General features: G+C 65.6%; 14 protein-coding genes. 11 read left to right on the forward strand and 3 right to left on the reverse strand.

Annotated elements, in window-relative coordinates; genetic code table 11:
* Window positions 1-74: 74 nt before the first annotated feature.
* The 5 genes from ACXAJT_RS00355 (at window position 75) to ACXAJT_RS00375 (ending at window position 4,538) form a co-directional block, all read left to right on the forward strand.
* Window positions 75-1,328: a hypothetical protein gene (locus ACXAJT_RS00355; RefSeq protein ID WP_475231754.1), complete on the forward strand. Its 1,254-nt coding sequence runs from the start codon at window positions 75-77 to the stop codon at window positions 1,326-1,328.
* The gene (locus ACXAJT_RS00360; protein WP_475231756.1) at window positions 1,325-2,683 is read left to right on the forward strand and encodes a cytochrome P450; all 1,359 of its coding nucleotides are present in this window, start codon (window positions 1,325-1,327) and stop codon (window positions 2,681-2,683) included. The genes ACXAJT_RS00355 and ACXAJT_RS00360 overlap by 4 nt, the downstream gene beginning before the upstream one ends.
* 102 nt (window positions 2,684-2,785) lie before the next feature.
* A complete protein-coding gene (locus ACXAJT_RS00365; RefSeq protein ID WP_475231758.1) occupies window positions 2,786-3,691 on the forward strand; it encodes a fructose bisphosphate aldolase in 906 nt (301 codons plus the stop codon).
* A 151-nt stretch (window positions 3,692-3,842) separates the two neighbouring features.
* The gene (locus ACXAJT_RS00370) at window positions 3,843-4,070 is read left to right on the forward strand and encodes a hypothetical protein (RefSeq protein ID WP_475231760.1); all 228 of its coding nucleotides are present in this window, start codon (window positions 3,843-3,845) and stop codon (window positions 4,068-4,070) included.
* A 12-nt stretch (window positions 4,071-4,082) separates the two neighbouring features.
* Window positions 4,083-4,538: a baeRF12 domain-containing protein gene (locus ACXAJT_RS00375; protein ID WP_475231764.1), complete on the forward strand. Its 456-nt coding sequence runs from the start codon at window positions 4,083-4,085 to the stop codon at window positions 4,536-4,538.
* A 96-nt stretch (window positions 4,539-4,634) separates the two neighbouring features.
* Here the strand turns inward: ACXAJT_RS00375 and ACXAJT_RS00380 are convergent, their stop codons facing one another.
* On the reverse strand, window positions 4,635-5,186 hold the full coding sequence (locus tag ACXAJT_RS00380) for an LOG family protein (protein ID WP_475231766.1): 552 nt from the start codon (window positions 5,184-5,186) through the stop codon (window positions 4,635-4,637).
* A 109-nt stretch (window positions 5,187-5,295) separates the two neighbouring features.
* On the opposite strand from ACXAJT_RS00380, the gene ACXAJT_RS00385 reads away from it, so the two are divergent.
* The 5 genes from ACXAJT_RS00385 to ACXAJT_RS00405 all read left to right on the forward strand — a co-directional run bounded on the left by ACXAJT_RS00385 (window position 5,296) and on the right by ACXAJT_RS00405 (window position 12,464).
* Window positions 5,296-6,642, forward strand: a complete 1,347-nt coding sequence (locus ACXAJT_RS00385; RefSeq protein WP_475231768.1) for a LysM peptidoglycan-binding domain-containing protein — start codon at window positions 5,296-5,298, stop codon at window positions 6,640-6,642.
* A gap of 149 nt (window positions 6,643-6,791) precedes the next feature.
* Window positions 6,792-8,603 (forward strand): ABCB family ABC transporter ATP-binding protein/permease, encoded by a 1,812-nt coding sequence (locus ACXAJT_RS00390; protein WP_475231771.1) that lies wholly within the window; start codon window positions 6,792-6,794, stop codon window positions 8,601-8,603.
* Window positions 8,604-8,910: 307 nt separating this feature from the next.
* Window positions 8,911-11,052, forward strand: coding sequence for a malate synthase G (locus tag ACXAJT_RS00395; protein WP_475231775.1), 2,142 nt, complete (start codon window positions 8,911-8,913; stop codon window positions 11,050-11,052).
* Between the two features lie 132 nt (window positions 11,053-11,184).
* On the forward strand, window positions 11,185-11,613 hold the full coding sequence (locus ACXAJT_RS00400) for a GlcG/HbpS family heme-binding protein (protein ID WP_475231777.1): 429 nt from the start codon (window positions 11,185-11,187) through the stop codon (window positions 11,611-11,613).
* Window positions 11,614-11,678: 65 nt separating this feature from the next.
* On the forward strand, window positions 11,679-12,464 hold the full coding sequence (locus tag ACXAJT_RS00405; protein ID WP_475231780.1) for a gamma-glutamyl-gamma-aminobutyrate hydrolase family protein: 786 nt from the start codon (window positions 11,679-11,681) through the stop codon (window positions 12,462-12,464).
* Here the strand turns inward: ACXAJT_RS00405 and kynU are convergent, their stop codons facing one another.
* Together kynU and ACXAJT_RS00415 are read right to left on the reverse strand one after the other, a co-directional pair.
* Window positions 12,465-13,673 (reverse strand): kynureninase, encoded by a 1,209-nt coding sequence (gene kynU, locus ACXAJT_RS00410; RefSeq protein ID WP_475231783.1) that lies wholly within the window; start codon window positions 13,671-13,673, stop codon window positions 12,465-12,467.
* Window positions 13,670-14,419 (reverse strand): SDR family NAD(P)-dependent oxidoreductase, encoded by a 750-nt coding sequence (locus ACXAJT_RS00415; protein WP_475231785.1) that lies wholly within the window; start codon window positions 14,417-14,419, stop codon window positions 13,670-13,672. Before ACXAJT_RS00415 ends, kynU begins: the two co-directional genes overlap by 4 nt.
* 183 nt (window positions 14,420-14,602) lie before the next feature.
* Between ACXAJT_RS00415 and ACXAJT_RS00420 the strand changes: the two genes are divergently transcribed.
* Window positions 14,603-15,055, forward strand: coding sequence for a methyltransferase family protein (locus ACXAJT_RS00420; protein ID WP_475231787.1), 453 nt, complete (start codon window positions 14,603-14,605; stop codon window positions 15,053-15,055).
* Window positions 15,056-15,158: the final 103 nt, after the last annotated feature.

Raw genomic sequence — 15,158 nt, forward strand, 5'->3', positions numbered from 1 at the left:
TGCCTTGCGATGGCCTCACTCTTGCCCTCGGGGCGTGCTAGAGGCATCGTCGCGACAGGCATGGGGGCAGGGGTATGAGTGCATTGCAGCCAGAGGTACGGCGCAGGCGGGTGTTCTATATACCCGGCTACGATCCCATTCATCCCCGGCGCTACCGCGAGCTCTACCGCAAGGAAGGGGCCGCGCAGGGCGCGATCTCGGGCTATGCGCTGGGGCTGACAGCCAAGACCAGCAAAGGCCCCTACGGCTGGCACGTCGCGGCCGAGATGGACGGTGCCCGCGTTGCCGCCGATGTCGATGTGCTGGTCTGGTCCGACATCGTGCGCGGCAGCATGTCGCGTTCCATCCCCGCGACCTACTGGCAGTTGCTGCGGACCGCGTGGACCTACATTTCGACCGGCGCGCTGTTTCGGCTGATGCGGCTGCGCAAGGGGCCAGTGATCGCGGCGCTTTATCCGGTGGGCGTGTTGCTGTTGCAGTTGGCGCTGGCCGTGCTTGCGGCTTGGGCGGTCTATGCGCTGGCGGGATTGCTGGGACCATGGCTGGGCGTCGCGGCGCAGGTGCTGGGATGGGGACTGGCGCTGGCGACGCTCTGGAGCATCTTGCGCTGGTTTCAGCGCAAGGACGGCAAGATCTTCGCCTACTACCTGATGCACGACTACGCCTATTCCGCCCGCAGTGGCGGCGCCAACGCGCCAGAGCTCGAGGCTCGCATGGCGACATTCGGCAAGACCATCGCCGCCGCGCTGCGCGACGATGTGGACGAGGTTCTGGTGGTCGGGCATAGTTCGGGCGCGCATCTGGCGGTCTCGATCCTCGCCGATCTCATCCGCGCGGGGCAGGTGCCCGAAGAGGGGCCGCGGCTGGCCTTCCTCAGCCTTGGTCAGGTGGTGCCCATGGTGTCATTCCTGCCGGGCGCGTGGCGGTTGCGGGCGGACCTTGCGTATCTGTCGACCCGCCGCGAACTCACATGGATCGACGTTACTGCGCCCGGCGACGGCTGCGCCTTTGCGCTGTGCGATCCGGTGGCGGTCTCGGGCGTGGCGCCCGAAGGCAAGCTTTGGCCGCTGGTGTTCTCGGCGCAGTTCACCCGCTCGCTCAGCCCGGCGCGCTGGAAAGAACTGCGCTGGCGGTTCTTCCGGCTGCATTTCCAGTATCTCTGCGCCTTCGACCGGCCGCGCGATTACGACTATTTCCGCATAACCGCGGGGCCGCTGACGCTCGCCACGCGCTACGCGCAGCGTCCGCCCTCGGCGAGCCGGCTGGAGGCGCCGGTGAACCGCTTCACCTCGACCACGCCCGACACCGAACCAGCCCGCGCCGCATGATCCCGCCGAAGCCGAAATCCCGACCCGATCGCGTGTCGCTGCTGCGTTACCTGCGGCTGTTCCGGGCCGACTTGCTGTCGGCCCAGCCCGCGCGGCTCTACCGGGCGCGGATGGCCGAGTTCCGCACGCCGTTCTTCCGCTCCTATCTGGTGAACCAGCCCGATCTGGTGAGAACCGTGCTGAAGGACCGGCCCATGGATTTCCCCAAGTCCGGGCGCATCGCCGAAGGGCTGCGGCCTTTGCTTGGCGAGTCTGTCTTTCTGACCAACGGAGAGACATGGCAGCGGCAGCGCCGGATCATCGACCCGGCGTTCGAGGGTGGGCGGCTGCGGGAAACCTACCCGGCGATGTGGGACGCGGCGCAGGCAGCGCTGGCGCGCCTGAAGGCCGAGGCAGGGGACGGCGCCGAGGTGGAGATCGAGGAACACACCAGCCACGCCGCCGCCGACGTGATCTTTCGCACGCTCTTCTCGCTGCCGATCGAGCATGCTGTGGCGCAGGCGGTGTTCCACGAGTTCCGCGCCTACCAGCGCACCCAGCCCATTCTCAACCTCGCCGCCTTCCTACCGCTGCCGCGCTGGATGCCGCGGTTTCATCGCCGCGGCACCAAGGCGGCGGCGAAGCGCATTCGCGGGCTGATCACCGAGCTGACGGCGCAGAGGCGGTCCGAGATCGCGGAGGGTCGGGCGCCCGATGATCTGGCGACGAAGATCATGACCACGCGCGACCCACAGACCGGCGAGACCTTCTCGACCGAGGAAATGGTCGATCAGGTGGCGATCTTCTTTCTGGCGGGGCACGAGACCTCTGCCTCGGCGCTGGCATGGGCGCTGTGGCTTGTGGCGGCGCACCCCGCGTGGCAGGCGCGGCTGGCCAAAGAAGCGCAGGTGCTTGGCGATACGCCGGAGTTCTCGGATATCGCCAAGCTGCGGCTCTCGCGCGATGTGTTCCGTGAGGCGCTGCGGCTCTATCCGCCGGTGCCGATGATGGTGCGCGAGACCACATGCCCCGAATATTTCCGCGATCGACAGCTTCCCAAAGGCGCGCAGGTGGTGCTGAGCCCGTGGCACCAGCACCGGCACACGCGGCTGTGGGACAATCCCGATGGCTTTGATCCCGCGCGCTGGGGCACGCAGAACGGCAAGGCCTGTGCGCGTGATGCCTATATGCCGTTTTCCGCCGGGCCGCGGGTCTGCACCGGGGCGGGGTTCGCCATGGTCGAAGGGGTGCTTCTGCTGTCGCTGATCCTGCGCGATTTGAAGCTGGAGATCGTGCCCGAAAAGACGCCGGAACCGGTGGCCTTCCTCACCGTGCGGGCGCGCAGCGGCATATGGCTGCGCATCTCTCGCCGCTAGCGCTAAAGGTAGCGTTAAACAGCGCCTTCGATCTATCCAATGCCGGGCGATTGGGCTAAGCCTTTGGCAACGCAATTTTACTGATCTTAAAGAGGATCCTCCATGGCACAGGACAAGGCCGTTTTTGCAAAGCAAAAAGACCAGATGGCATCGGGCAAGGGCTTCATCGCCGCGCTCGACCAGTCCGGCGGCTCGACCCCCAAGGCGCTGCTGCAGTACGGCGTCGAGGAAAACGAGTACAACGGCGAAGCGGAGATGTTCGGCGAGATCCACAAGATGCGCACGCGCATCATCACCGCGCCCGATTTCACCAACGACAAGGTGCTTGGCGCGATCCTCTTCGAGCGCACCATGCGCGGCGAGATCGACGGCCTGCCGACGGCGCAGTACCTGTGGGAAAAGCGCGGCGTGGTGCCCTTCCTGAAGATCGACAAGGGCCTTGCCGATCAGGAGAACGGCGTGCAGATGATGAAGCCGATGCCCGGCCTTGAGGATCTGCTGAACGACGCGGCGCAGAACTTCGGCATCTTCGGCACCAAGGAGCGTTCGGTGATCCACGAGGCGAACGCCGAAGGCATCGAGGCTGTGGTGGCGCAGCAGTTCGAAGTGGGCCGGGCGGTGATCGCCGCGGGCATGGTGCCGATCCTCGAGCCCGAGGTGAACATCCATTCGGAAAGCAAGGAAGAGGCCGAGGCGCTGCTCGAGGCGTCGCTGGCCAAGCATCTCGACACGCTGGCCGAAGGTGAGGACGTGATGATCAAGCTGACCATCCCCAGCAAGCCGGGCCTCTATGACGGTCTTGCCGATCACCCGCGCGTTGTGCGCGTGGTGGCGCTGTCGGGCGGCTACACCACCGATGACGCCTGCGAGCGCCTGTCGAAGAACACCAAGATGATCGCCTCCTTCAGCCGCGCGCTGGCAGAGGGGCTGTCGAAGAAGCAGTCGGACGGTGACTTCAACGCTCTGCTCGGCAGCAACATCGAGAAGATCTACCAAGCGTCGCTCTGAGCCGCCGCTAGTATCGCGCGGCCCTGATGGGCCAAGCACGCCCGGTCTCTGTTTCAGAGGCCGGGCGTTTTTTCGTGATTGTCCGTGAAACTGCCGACGGAACGCCAAAGGGCATCGCTGCGTTGACGGAGCAGAAAGAAAGGAGGACGCTATGTCTGAACGCAAGAGATCGCAGGACGGGCGCAGCGAGACCGCTGAGATCCTCAACGGTCAGCCGGAGACACCGGGCGCAACCGCACAAGAAGGCCGCAAGGGCGGCGAGATGGCCCGCAAGGTCGGCACGCGCGATGAGGAGAAGCGCGTGGATGAAACCTCGGCAGGCGCGACGCGGCCGCTGGCGCAGGATCAGGACGGCAGCGGCGACAAGGAAAAGGTGTAAGGAGGCACGACCATGGCGATTCTCAGCAATGGCACTTGGGTTTTGGTGGCGGACGGCGAAAAAGCGCTGTTCCTGCGCAACGATGTCGACGAGCAGGATCCCGACCTGAACGTCGTGCGCATCGAGGAACAGGAAAACCCCTCGGACCGCGAACAGTCGGCGAACCGTCCGGGCCGCATGCACGATGGAGGGCCGGGGCAGAAATCCGCGGTGCAAGACACCGATTGGCACGAACTTGCCAAGGAACGTTTTGCCGATGAGGTGGCCGAGATCCTCTACAAGCAAGCCCATAAGGGCATGTTCGAAAGGATCGTTCTGGTGGCTCCGCCGGCGACGCTTGGCGAGATCCGCGGCAAGCTGCACAAGGAGGTTTCCGACAAGGTGGTGGCCGAACTGGACAAGACGCTGACCAACCATCCTGTCGACAAGATTGAAAAGCTTCTGCGCGACGAGTTCGCCCCGGCTTGAAGGCTTTAATCTTGAATTAACGAAAAACGCCGCCTCACAATGGCGGCGTTTTTTATTTTATTTCAACCTATTGTGGTCGTTAATTTGCGTGATGTTTTACGTTAACTCACGGTTCAGGATGTCCATCACCCCCTCGGGGCTGTCGGCGCTCTGCACGAAATCCAGCAGCGAGGCTTCGGCGAAGCCCTTGTCGACCACGTGCTGCATCAGCGCCTTCAGCGGCTCCCAGAACCCTTCGGTGTCCAGCAGCACGATCGGCTTGGCATGCAGCCCCAGCTGGCGCCAGGTCAGCGCTTCGAAGAACTCGTCGAGGCTGCCCGCACCGCCGGGCATCAGAACCACGGCGTCGGCGTTCATCAGCATGACTTTCTTGCGCTCATGCATGGTCTCGGTGATCACAAAGCGGGTGAGGTCCGTCTTGCCTACCTCATGCGCCAAAAGGTGGGTCGGGATCACCCCGAATGTCTCGCCGCCGGCGTCCTGAGCGGCGCGCGCGACCTCTCCCATCAGCCCGACATCACCGGCGCCATAGACAAGCCGCCAGCCTTGTTGTGCAATGGAGGTGCCAAGTGTTTTGGCATCCGCAGCATACTTTGGCGTGCTGCCGTGGCGAGAGCCGCAATAAATGCAGACAGATTTGACGGGCATGTGGATAATCCAAAAAATGCTGTTTTGACCGGTGATAACGGCATTGTTATAGGTTCTCAACCGCGCTCGTGAGGGACAGCACAGGCGCCGTGATTGGGATTATGTAAAGATGAACGAGAAACTCTGGGTCTGGATCGGACTGGGCGCTGCCGCGGGTATCGGCGCGCTCTACGTCAGCGGTGTGATCGGCCCTCAGGACACGCCGCAAGGCAGTTCCGAAACGCCTTCGGTTGCCGAAGCACCGGCGCCCGAACCGGATGAGCCAGCCATAGCGGCGGTGACGGAGGGGGGCGCAAACACGGCCCCAGCGGCGGACAGCGCAGGCGCAGAAGAGACGGCGGACGCGGATGTGGGCGCGCCACAGCCCGAGGCTGGCGCACCGACGACAGTGGCAGATGGCACAGTCACCAAGCACAGCGTCTCGACCGATGCCGAGACTTCAGACGACCTGCTGGACGAAGCCGCGGCCACCCCAGAGGCCGGGGCAGCGCAGGGCGACACGGAGCTTGCGCTTTTGGCTCCCGATGACGCGGCCTCTGCGGCCGGAAGCGAGGCCGACCAGACCGGCACAGGTCTCCCCAGCTTCGATCTGGTGCGCGCCGAACCGGGCGGGCTCATCACCGTCGCGGGCCGCGCGGAGCCGGGCAGCGAAGTGTTTCTGATGCTCGACGGCAAGGAAGAGCTTTCCAGCCGCGTCGGCAGCGATGGCCGGTTCGCGGCGTTCTTCGATCTGCCCCCATCCACCGAGGCGCAGGTTCTACGGCTGAGGATGCTGTGGAACGGCGAAACCGTGGAGTCCGAGCAGGAGGTCATCCTCGCGCCGCCCACAGGCACCAGTGCACCGCTGGTCGCCGAAGGGGAAGCGCCAGAAGAGGGCGCGGCAGATTCCGAGCTTGCCAGCGTCGACGGCGGCGTCAGTGCCGCGCCGACGGTGCTGATGTCTGATGCGCGGGGGGTCGAGGTGATGCAGGGCGCGGCGCCGGTCGCGCCCGGCGGCGTTGCCATTGATGCGATCACCTATGACGATACCGGCGGCGTGGCGCTGTCGGGACGCGGGCGCGGGCAGGCGACCTTGCAGGTCTATCTCGACAACACTCCCGTCACCACGCTGCGTGTCGCCGCCGACGGGCGCTGGCAGGTGGCGCTGCCCGGTGTCGAGGCGGGCACCTACACGCTGCGCGTCGATCAGGTTGATGACGCCGGCGAAGTGACGGCGCGCGCCGAAAGCCCGTTCCGCCGCGAGCCGGCGGAAAAGCTGGCCGCTGTGAGCGAGACGATTGCCGCCGCCGAAGATGTCACCGCGATCACCGTGCAGCCGGGCAACACGCTCTGGGCCATCGCGCGCGAGCGCTATGGCGATGGTCTGGCCTACGTGCGTCTATTCGAGGCCAACAAGGCGCAGATCCGCGACCCCGATCTGATCTACCCCGGACAGGTCTTCGACTTCCCCGAATGAGCCGCGCAGCTATCGTTCTCTGCCAATCGCGCTTTGCCCGCCAAGCCGCCCGTGGATGTGGTGCACAGGGACCTGTGCGCCGCGCGGCACTGGCCTTCACCGGCCCGCCGCGATAAGGGCAGGTCCCGCCAAGCCAAGAGAGCCCAGCCATGCCTCCCGACACAGACCAGACCACCATTGCCGACGCCGAACGCCGCTCGGGCCTGCGCACCATCCGCCGTGTCGCGCCCTACCTGTGGCCCGAGGGGCAGGCATGGGTGAAGCGCCGCGTGGTGGTCGCGCTGGTGCTTCTGGTGATCGCCAAGCTGGTCGCAGTCGGCACGCCGATGCTCTACAAACAGGCGGTGGACTCGCTCGATGGCCAAGCCTCCGCGCTGCTTTTGGGCGCGGTGGGGCTGACGCTGGCCTATGGCATGGCGCGCATCCTCAACACCGGCTTTCAGCAACTGCGCGACGCGGTCTTCGCCAAGGTTGGCCAGCGCGCGCTGCGCAAGCTGGCGCTGCAGACCTTCACCCATATCCACCATTTGTCGCTGCGCTACCACATCACCCGCAAGACCGGCGGTCTGAGCCGGATCATCGAGCGCGGGGTGAAGGGCGTGGAATTCCTGCTGCGCTTCTTGCTGTTCTCCATCGGCCCGCTGGTGCTGGAACTGCTGCTGGTCGGCATCGTGCTCTTCTGGCTCTTCGACATCTGGTATCTGGTGGTCGTCGCGGTGACCATTGCGCTTTACGTATGGTTCACCTTCGCGGTGACCGAATGGCGCGTGCGTCTGCGCCGCAAGATGAACGCGCAGGACACCGACGCCAACCAAAAGGCGATCGACAGCCTGCTCAACTTTGAAACGGTGAAATACTTCGGCGCCGAGGCGCGCGAGGCGCAGCGCTACGATGACGCCATGCAGGGCTATGAGGAGGCGGCGGTGAAGACCGCGACCTCGCTGGCCATGCTCAACTTCGGGCAGGCGCTGATCATCAACGGCGGTCTGGTGGCGGTGATGGTCATGGCGGCGATCGGGGTGCAGAACGGCGCTCTGAGCGTCGGCGATTTCGTCATGGTCAACGCCTACATGATCCAGATCACCATGCCGCTCAACTTCCTCGGCACCGTCTACCGCGAGATCCGCCAGAGCCTCGTGGACATGGGCGAGATGTTCGATCTGCTGGACCAGCCCGCCGAAGTGTCGGACAGGCCCGCCGCGCCGAAGCTGCAAGTGTCGGGCGGCGCGGTCACCTTCGATCAGGTGCGCTTTGGCTATGACGCCGAGCGCGAGATCCTCAAGGGCATCTCGCTGACCGTCGGCGCGGGCGAGAGCGTGGCGCTGGTCGGGCCTTCGGGGTCGGGCAAGTCCACCATCGGGCGGCTGCTGTTCCGCTTCTATGACGTCTCGGGCGGCGCGATCCGCATCGACGGGCAGGACCTGCGCGACGTCACCCAAGACAGTTTGCACGGCGCCATCGGCGTGGTGCCGCAGGATACGGTGCTGTTCAACGACAGTATCCGCTACAACATCGCCTACGGTCGCGGCGGTGCCACCGAAGACGAGGTGATCGCCGCGGCGAAAAGCGCCCAGATCCACGAGTTCATCATCTCGCTGCCCGAGGGCTACGACACGATGGTCGGCGAGCGGGGGCTGAAACTCTCGGGCGGTGAAAAGCAGCGCGTCGGCATCGCGCGCACGCTGCTGAAGAACCCGCCGATCCTGCTGCTCGACGAGGCGACCTCGGCGCTGGACACCGAAACCGAAGCCTCGATCCAGACCGCGTTGCGCCGCGCCGGCGAGGGGCGCACCGTGCTGACCATCGCGCACCGGCTTTCCACCATCGCCGACGCCGACCGCATCGTGGTGCTGGAGAAGGGCGAGGTGGTCGAAGAAGGCACGCACGAGGCGCTGCTGGCGCGCGCTGGCCGCTACGCGCAACTGTGGGCACTGCAACAGGCCGAGGAGCGTGCGGCCTGATCGGTCTCAGGCGAGTATTTTTGGAAAGATGAAAAGAGGGCGTGCGCTGCGGCGGGCGCCCTTCTTTGTTCTGAAACTATGCAGTCCGCGAGTTTGGCCGGGCGTGAAGCGCAGGCACGGGCGCCGCGCTGATCGCTTGCGAGCGTGTTTTTTTGGTCACCTAGCTCAAGACGAATGACAGCCCTTGAGTATTGGCAAAACCTATCTGCGGTGGCTTGATTTGGTTAGCTTATCTGACCACGCGTGTTGCCTATCGGAAACTTGTTTCCTAAACGTGTCGCAACCACGATTCCGAAGGAGGCTCCCCATGAGCGCGCGTATCGAACGCCACGGTCTGCAGATCGACCCCGTTCTGTGCAATTTCGTCGAAGACAAGGCCCTGCCGGGCAGCAATGTCGAGGCTGATACGTTCTGGGCGGCGCTGTCGCAGCTGGCGCATGAGTTCGGCCCGCGCAATGCCGCGCTGCTGGCCAAGCGCGACGCCCTGCAGGAAAAGATCGACGCATGGCACAAGGCCAACCCCGGCCAGCCCGAGTTGGTGCCCTATACGGCGTTCCTTGAAGAGATCGGCTATCTGCTGCCCGAAGGTCCGGACTTCGAGATCGAGACCCAGAACACCGACCCCGAGTTCGCCTCGGTGCCCGGCCCGCAGCTGGTGGTGCCGATCACCAACGCGCGCTACGCGCTGAACGCCGCCAACGCGCGCTGGGGCTCGCTCTATGATGCGTTCTACGGCACCGACGCCATGGGCTCGACCCCGCCGAAGGGTGGCTTTGACGCCGCACGCGGCAAAGAGGTGGTCGCCAAGGCCAAGGCCTTCCTCGACGAGAATTTCCCGGTGGCGGGCGGCAGCCACGCCGAGGCAGCGGGCTACACCATCGAGGGCGGCGCGCTGCTGGTGGGCGGCAAGCCGCTGGCGACCCCCGCGCAGTTCGCGGGCTACCGCGGCGATGCGGCGTCCCCCGAAGCGGTGCTGCTGGTGAACAACGCGCTGCATGTCGAGCTGGTCATCGACCGCACACACTTCATCGGCAAGGACGATGCCTCGGGCCTCGCTGATGTGCTGATGGAATCCGCCATCTCGGCGATCATGGACTGCGAGGACTCGGTCGCCTGCGTTGACGGCGAAGAGAAGACGCAGGCCTATTCCAACTGGCTCGGCCTGATGAAGGGCGACCTGTCGGACACCTTCGAGAAGGGCGGCAAGCAGGTCACCCGCACGCTGGCCGATGACCGCGTCTACACCGCGCCGGACGGCGGCGAACTGGTGCTGAAGGGCCGGGCGCTCATGCTGGTGCGCAACGTTGGCCACCTGATGACCAACCCGGCGATCCTGCTGAAAGACGGCTCGGAGATCTTCGAAGGCCTGATGGACGCGATGATCACCACGCTTATCGCCAAGCACGATCTGGCCAAGGACAGCGGTCCGCGCAATTCCACCGAAGGCTCGGTCTACGTGGTGAAGCCGAAGATGCACGGGCCGGAAGAGGTCGCCTTCGCCGACGAGATCTTCAGCTTTGTCGAACAGGCGCTCGGCCTGCCGCAATACACGGTGAAGCTTGGCATCATGGATGAGGAGCGCCGCACCTCGGTGAACCTCAAGGAGTGCATCCGCGCCGCCAAGAGCCGCGTTGCCTTCATCAACACCGGCTTCCTTGACCGCACCGGCGACGAGATGCACACGGCGATGGAAGCGGGCCCGATGCTGCGCAAGGGCGACATCAAGGGCACCGCGTGGATCGCCTCTTACGAGGATCGCAACGTTGACATCGGTTTGGCCTGTGGGCTGCGCGGCAAGGCGCAGATCGGCAAGGGCATGTGGGCCATGCCCGACCTGATGGAAGCGATGCTCGAGGCGAAGATCGGCCATCCGAAAGCAGGCGCCAACTGCGCGTGGGTGCCGTCGCCCACCGCCGCCACGCTGCACGCGCTGCACTATCACATGATCGACGTTCTGGCGCGTCAGGCTGAGATCGCCGCCGGCGGGCCGCGTGGCACGCTTGAGGATCTGCTGACCATCCCTGTGGCCGCAGGCGCCAACTGGTCGAAAGAGGAAATCCGCGAGGAGATCGAGAACAACGCGCAGGGCATCCTTGGCTACGTGGTGCGCTGGGTGGATCAGGGCGTTGGCTGCTCGAAGGTGCCGGACATCCACGATGTTGGTTTGATGGAAGACCGCGCCACCTGCCGCATCTCGTCGCAGCATCTGGCCAACTGGCTGCACCACGGTGTCGTCTCGGCTGAAGAAGTGCGCGGCGTGATGGAGAAGATGGCCGCCGTGGTGGACCGTCAGAACGCCGGGGACGCCGCCTATATCCCGATGGCGCCGGGCTTTGACACCGTGGCCTACAAGGCCGCCTGCGATCTGGTGTTCGAAGGCCGCGTGCAGCCCTCGGGCTACACCGAGCCGGTGCTGCACAAGCGGCGTCTGGAACTCAAGGCGGGCTGATCCCTCTGGCGTGCGTGGGACGCGCGCCGCAACGAGGGGGCTGACGGCCCCCTCGTTCTACGAAGATATTTTCGTCTAGACGAAGAGCGGCGCGCCGTATGGGGCGTCGGAACGACAGGAAGGAATTACGACATGGCAGGTATTTCGCTGAGCCGCGCACGGACAATCATTCGCAAGGCGCTGGAAGCTGGCAAAGAGGCCGGCATGGCGCCGCTGTCGGTGGTGGTGCTGGACGAGGGCGGCCACGTGCAGGCGTTCGAGCGGCAGGACGGCGCGGCGCCCGGGCGCTTCGAGATTGCCTTCGGCAAGGCCTATGGCGCGGTGATGCTGGGCATGCCCGGGTCTGCTCAAATGGCGCGCGCCGAGTCCCAGGCCTATTTCATCGCCGCCGCGAACGGCGCCTTCGGCGGCAAGCTGATCCCCGTGCCGGGCGGCGTTTTGGTCAAGGATTCCAAGGGCCGGACGCTGGGCGCGGTGGGTGTCACCGGCGACAGTTCGGACAATGATGCGGCTGCCGCAAAAGCGGGCATCGAGGCGGTCGGTCTTACCGCGGTGATCTGAGCCACCTTTCACAGCGCCTCTCCGTGCCTTATGTTTCAGATGAACAGGCAAGGAGAGGCATGCAAATGACCCGTCCCACCGTCGGCATCATCGGCAACCAGCACATGCTCAATGAAACCTACCCGGCGCATGCCGGGGGGGTGATGAACACCGAGGCGGTGGCCTGTGTGTCGGGGTGTCTGCCGCTGCTGATCGCAGCCGATCCGCGCTTTGTCTCGGTCGAGGAACTGATGGAGACCTGCGACGGTTTCCTGCTCACCGGCGGACGGCCCAACGTGCACCCCGAGGAATACGGCGAAGAGGCGACAGAGGCGCATGGTGCCTTCGATCGCGCCCGCGACGCGATCGTGCTGCCGCTGGTGCGCGCCTGTGTCGAGCGCGGCCAGCCATTCCTTGGCATCTGCCGGGGCTTTCAGGAAGTCAACGTCGCCATGGGCGGCACGCTCTATCCCGAGATCCGCGACCTGCCGGGCCGGATGAACCACCGCATGCCCCCCGATGGCACGCTCGAGGAGCGCTTTGCGCTGCGCCACAAGGTGACGCTGACGCCGGGCGGGCGGTTCCACAAGCTTTTCGGCGCGCCCGAGGTGATGACCAACACGCTGCACGGGCAGGGGGTGAAGACCGCCGGTGCGCGCATCGAGATCGAGGGCCACGCCCCTGATGGCACGCCCGAGGCATTGTACGTCAAGGGCGCGCCGGGCTTCACCATGGCGGTTCAATGGCATCCCGAGTGGGATGCGGCGAACGACCCGGTGTCGCGGCCGCTGTTCGAAGCCTTTGGCGATGCGGTGCGGGCTTGGGCCGGAGGGTCCGAGGGACAGACCGCCCCGCGGGCCGTTTCCGCCTGATCAGGTGACGCGCTTGCGGCGCTGGTATTTGGGTTGATCCCAGATCGCGCCGCGCAGAATGCGCGCGAGAATTTCCACCGCCTCGCGGATCTCGTCCTCGCCGATGTAGAGCGGGGTGATGCCAAAGCGCATGATGTCCGGCGCGCGGAAATCACCGATCACTCCCTGATCGATCAGCGCCTGCATCGCCGCATAGCCATGCTCGAAGCGAAAGCTGACCTGACTGCCACGCTTTTCGTTCTCGCGCGGGGTGGCGAGCTTCAGGCCCGGGCAGTGGGTCTCGACCTCTTCGATCATCAGGCCGGTCAGTTCCAGCGAGCGCTGACGCAGGCTCTTCATATCGACCCGGTCCCAGACGTCGAGCGCCGCGTCGAGCGCCGCCATCTGCAGCACCGGCGGCGTGCCGACGCGCATCCGCTCGATCCCCGAGGCGGGGCGGTAGCTGCGTTCAAAGGCGAAGGGCGTGTCATGGCCGAGCCAGCCCGACAGCGCCGGTTCCGCATGGTCGGCATGGCGCGGCGCGACGTAGATGAAGGCCGGCGCGCCGGGGCCCGCGTTGAGATACTTATAGGTGCAGCCGACCGCGAAATCGGCGCCACCGCCGGCGAGGTCCACCGGCAGGGCGCCCGCCGAGTGGGCCAGATCCCAGATCGCCAGCGCGCCCATCTCATGCGCCTTTTGGGTGAGTTGCGCCACGTCGTGGCGGCGGCCGGTGCGATAGTCGACCTCGGTCACCAGCAGCACGGCGACCTCCTCGGTGATCTCCTCGGCCAGCCGGTGCGGCTCTGCAAGGCGCAGCTCGTACTCATCTCCCAGCAGCTCGATCAGCCCTTCGGCCATGTAGAGATCGGAGGGGAAGTTGCCGGTGTCCGACAGGATCACCTTGCGGCCCGGATTGAGTGACACCGCCGCCGCCAGCGCCTGAAACACCTTGATCGACAGCGTGTCGCCGACCACCGTGTGCCCGGCCTCGGCGCTGATCAGGCGCCCGATGCGGTCGCCCAACCGGCTGGGCATGCCCATCCACCCGCAGGCGTTCCAGCCGGTGATCAGATGCTCGCCCCATTCCTCGGTCATCATCTTCTGCACCCGCTCGGGCGTCGCCTTGGGTAACGGGCCCAGCGAATTGCCGTCGAGGTAGATGAGCCCGAGGGGCAGGTGGAACTGCTCTTTCGTCCAGCCAAAGAGCGCGTCGGGGTTTGTGGTCAAAACTGGCCTCCTGATATCTCGATGGCCTGACCGTTCACGCTGCCCGAGCCGGGACCGCAGAGCCACAGTACGGCGCTTGCGATCTCGTCCGGGGCGATCAGGCGATTATGGGGATTGGCGGAATGAACGAGCGCGGTGGCCTCGCCGTCCGTCAGACCCTCGCGGGCCATGACGCGTTCGATATTGCGCGGGGCGATCTCTGTCTCGACATAGCCGGGGCAGAGCGCGTTGAAGGTCACCGGCTGTCCGGCATGGTCGGCGGCGAGCGCGCGGATCAGCCCCACCAGCCCGTGTTTCGAGGCGACATAGGGCACGGCGCGGCGCATCCCGCGCAGCCCGGCGACAGAGGAAATGGCGACAACCCGGCCCCAGCCCGCGTCCAGCATCGCGGGAAGCGTCTCGCGGATGGTCAGGAACGCCCCGTCGAGGTTGATGGCCGTGGTGCGCCGCCATGTTTCGAGGTCGGTTGTGGCGATCTCGGACGGCTCGGCAAGGCCGGCGTTTGCCACGACGATGCCGAACGGGCCGCGGGCCGCGATGGCGGCCGCGATGCCCTGCTGCACGGATGCCTTATCCGCCACGTCCATCACCAGCGGATGCAGACGCGGTGCGGCGGCGGCCTCCAGAACCTCGGCGCGGCGCCCGGCGATGGTGACCTCGGCGCGCGCCCCTGCGAGCGCCACGGCAATGGCATGGCCGATGCCCGTGCCGCCGCCAGTCACCAAGGCGTGCGTTCCGCTGAGCATGGCATCCTCCTCTCGTTCCGTGCGAAACTGGCCGGGAAATCCGCCAGTGGCAAGACAGGGCTGCGGCATATCGCGCAGGGTAAAGGCGGAAACCCTTGCGGTAGGAGTGGTTGAAAGGGGCGCTGCCCCTCGGCGCTGCGCGCCTCACCCCGGAGTATTTAGGGAAAGATGAAGGAGCCTGCGATGCCGCGCACCATCGATCTGCCACCGGTCTGGCTATTGGGCTTTCTGGTGCTGGCCTGGATGCAGGCGCGGCACCTGCCCATGGGGCTGGGATTCGGGCCGGTCTGGGCCGATTTGCTGGGGGGTCTTCTGGTGGGCGGCGGCGTGCTTCTGGCGGCGCTGGCGCTGACCGAGATGCGGCGCCAGCGCACCACCTTCATGCCGCACGCCGAGGCCGACCGGCTGGTGACCTCGGGGGTGTTTCGGGTGTCCCGCAACCCGATCTACCTCGGGGATGTCATGATTCTGACCGGGCTGATCCTGTACTGGGACGCGGTGCCATCGCTGGCGCTGGTGCCGGTTCTGGTCTGGGTTCTGGAAAAACGTTTCATCGTGCCAGAGGAGGCGCGACTGCGTCGCAAGTTTGTTGCCGAGTTTCGGAAATATGAGCAACAAACCCGCCGGTGGCTTTGAATCCGCCGCACTATGTGGTTAACACGTTCGACCCGGTTGTGAGCACGGCGCCGCAAAGGTAGACCATACGTCAACCGGAGGACGACAAACCTAGAAGCAAGGG

This window comes from Salipiger sp. ABF4_146, from assembly GCF_056161345.1.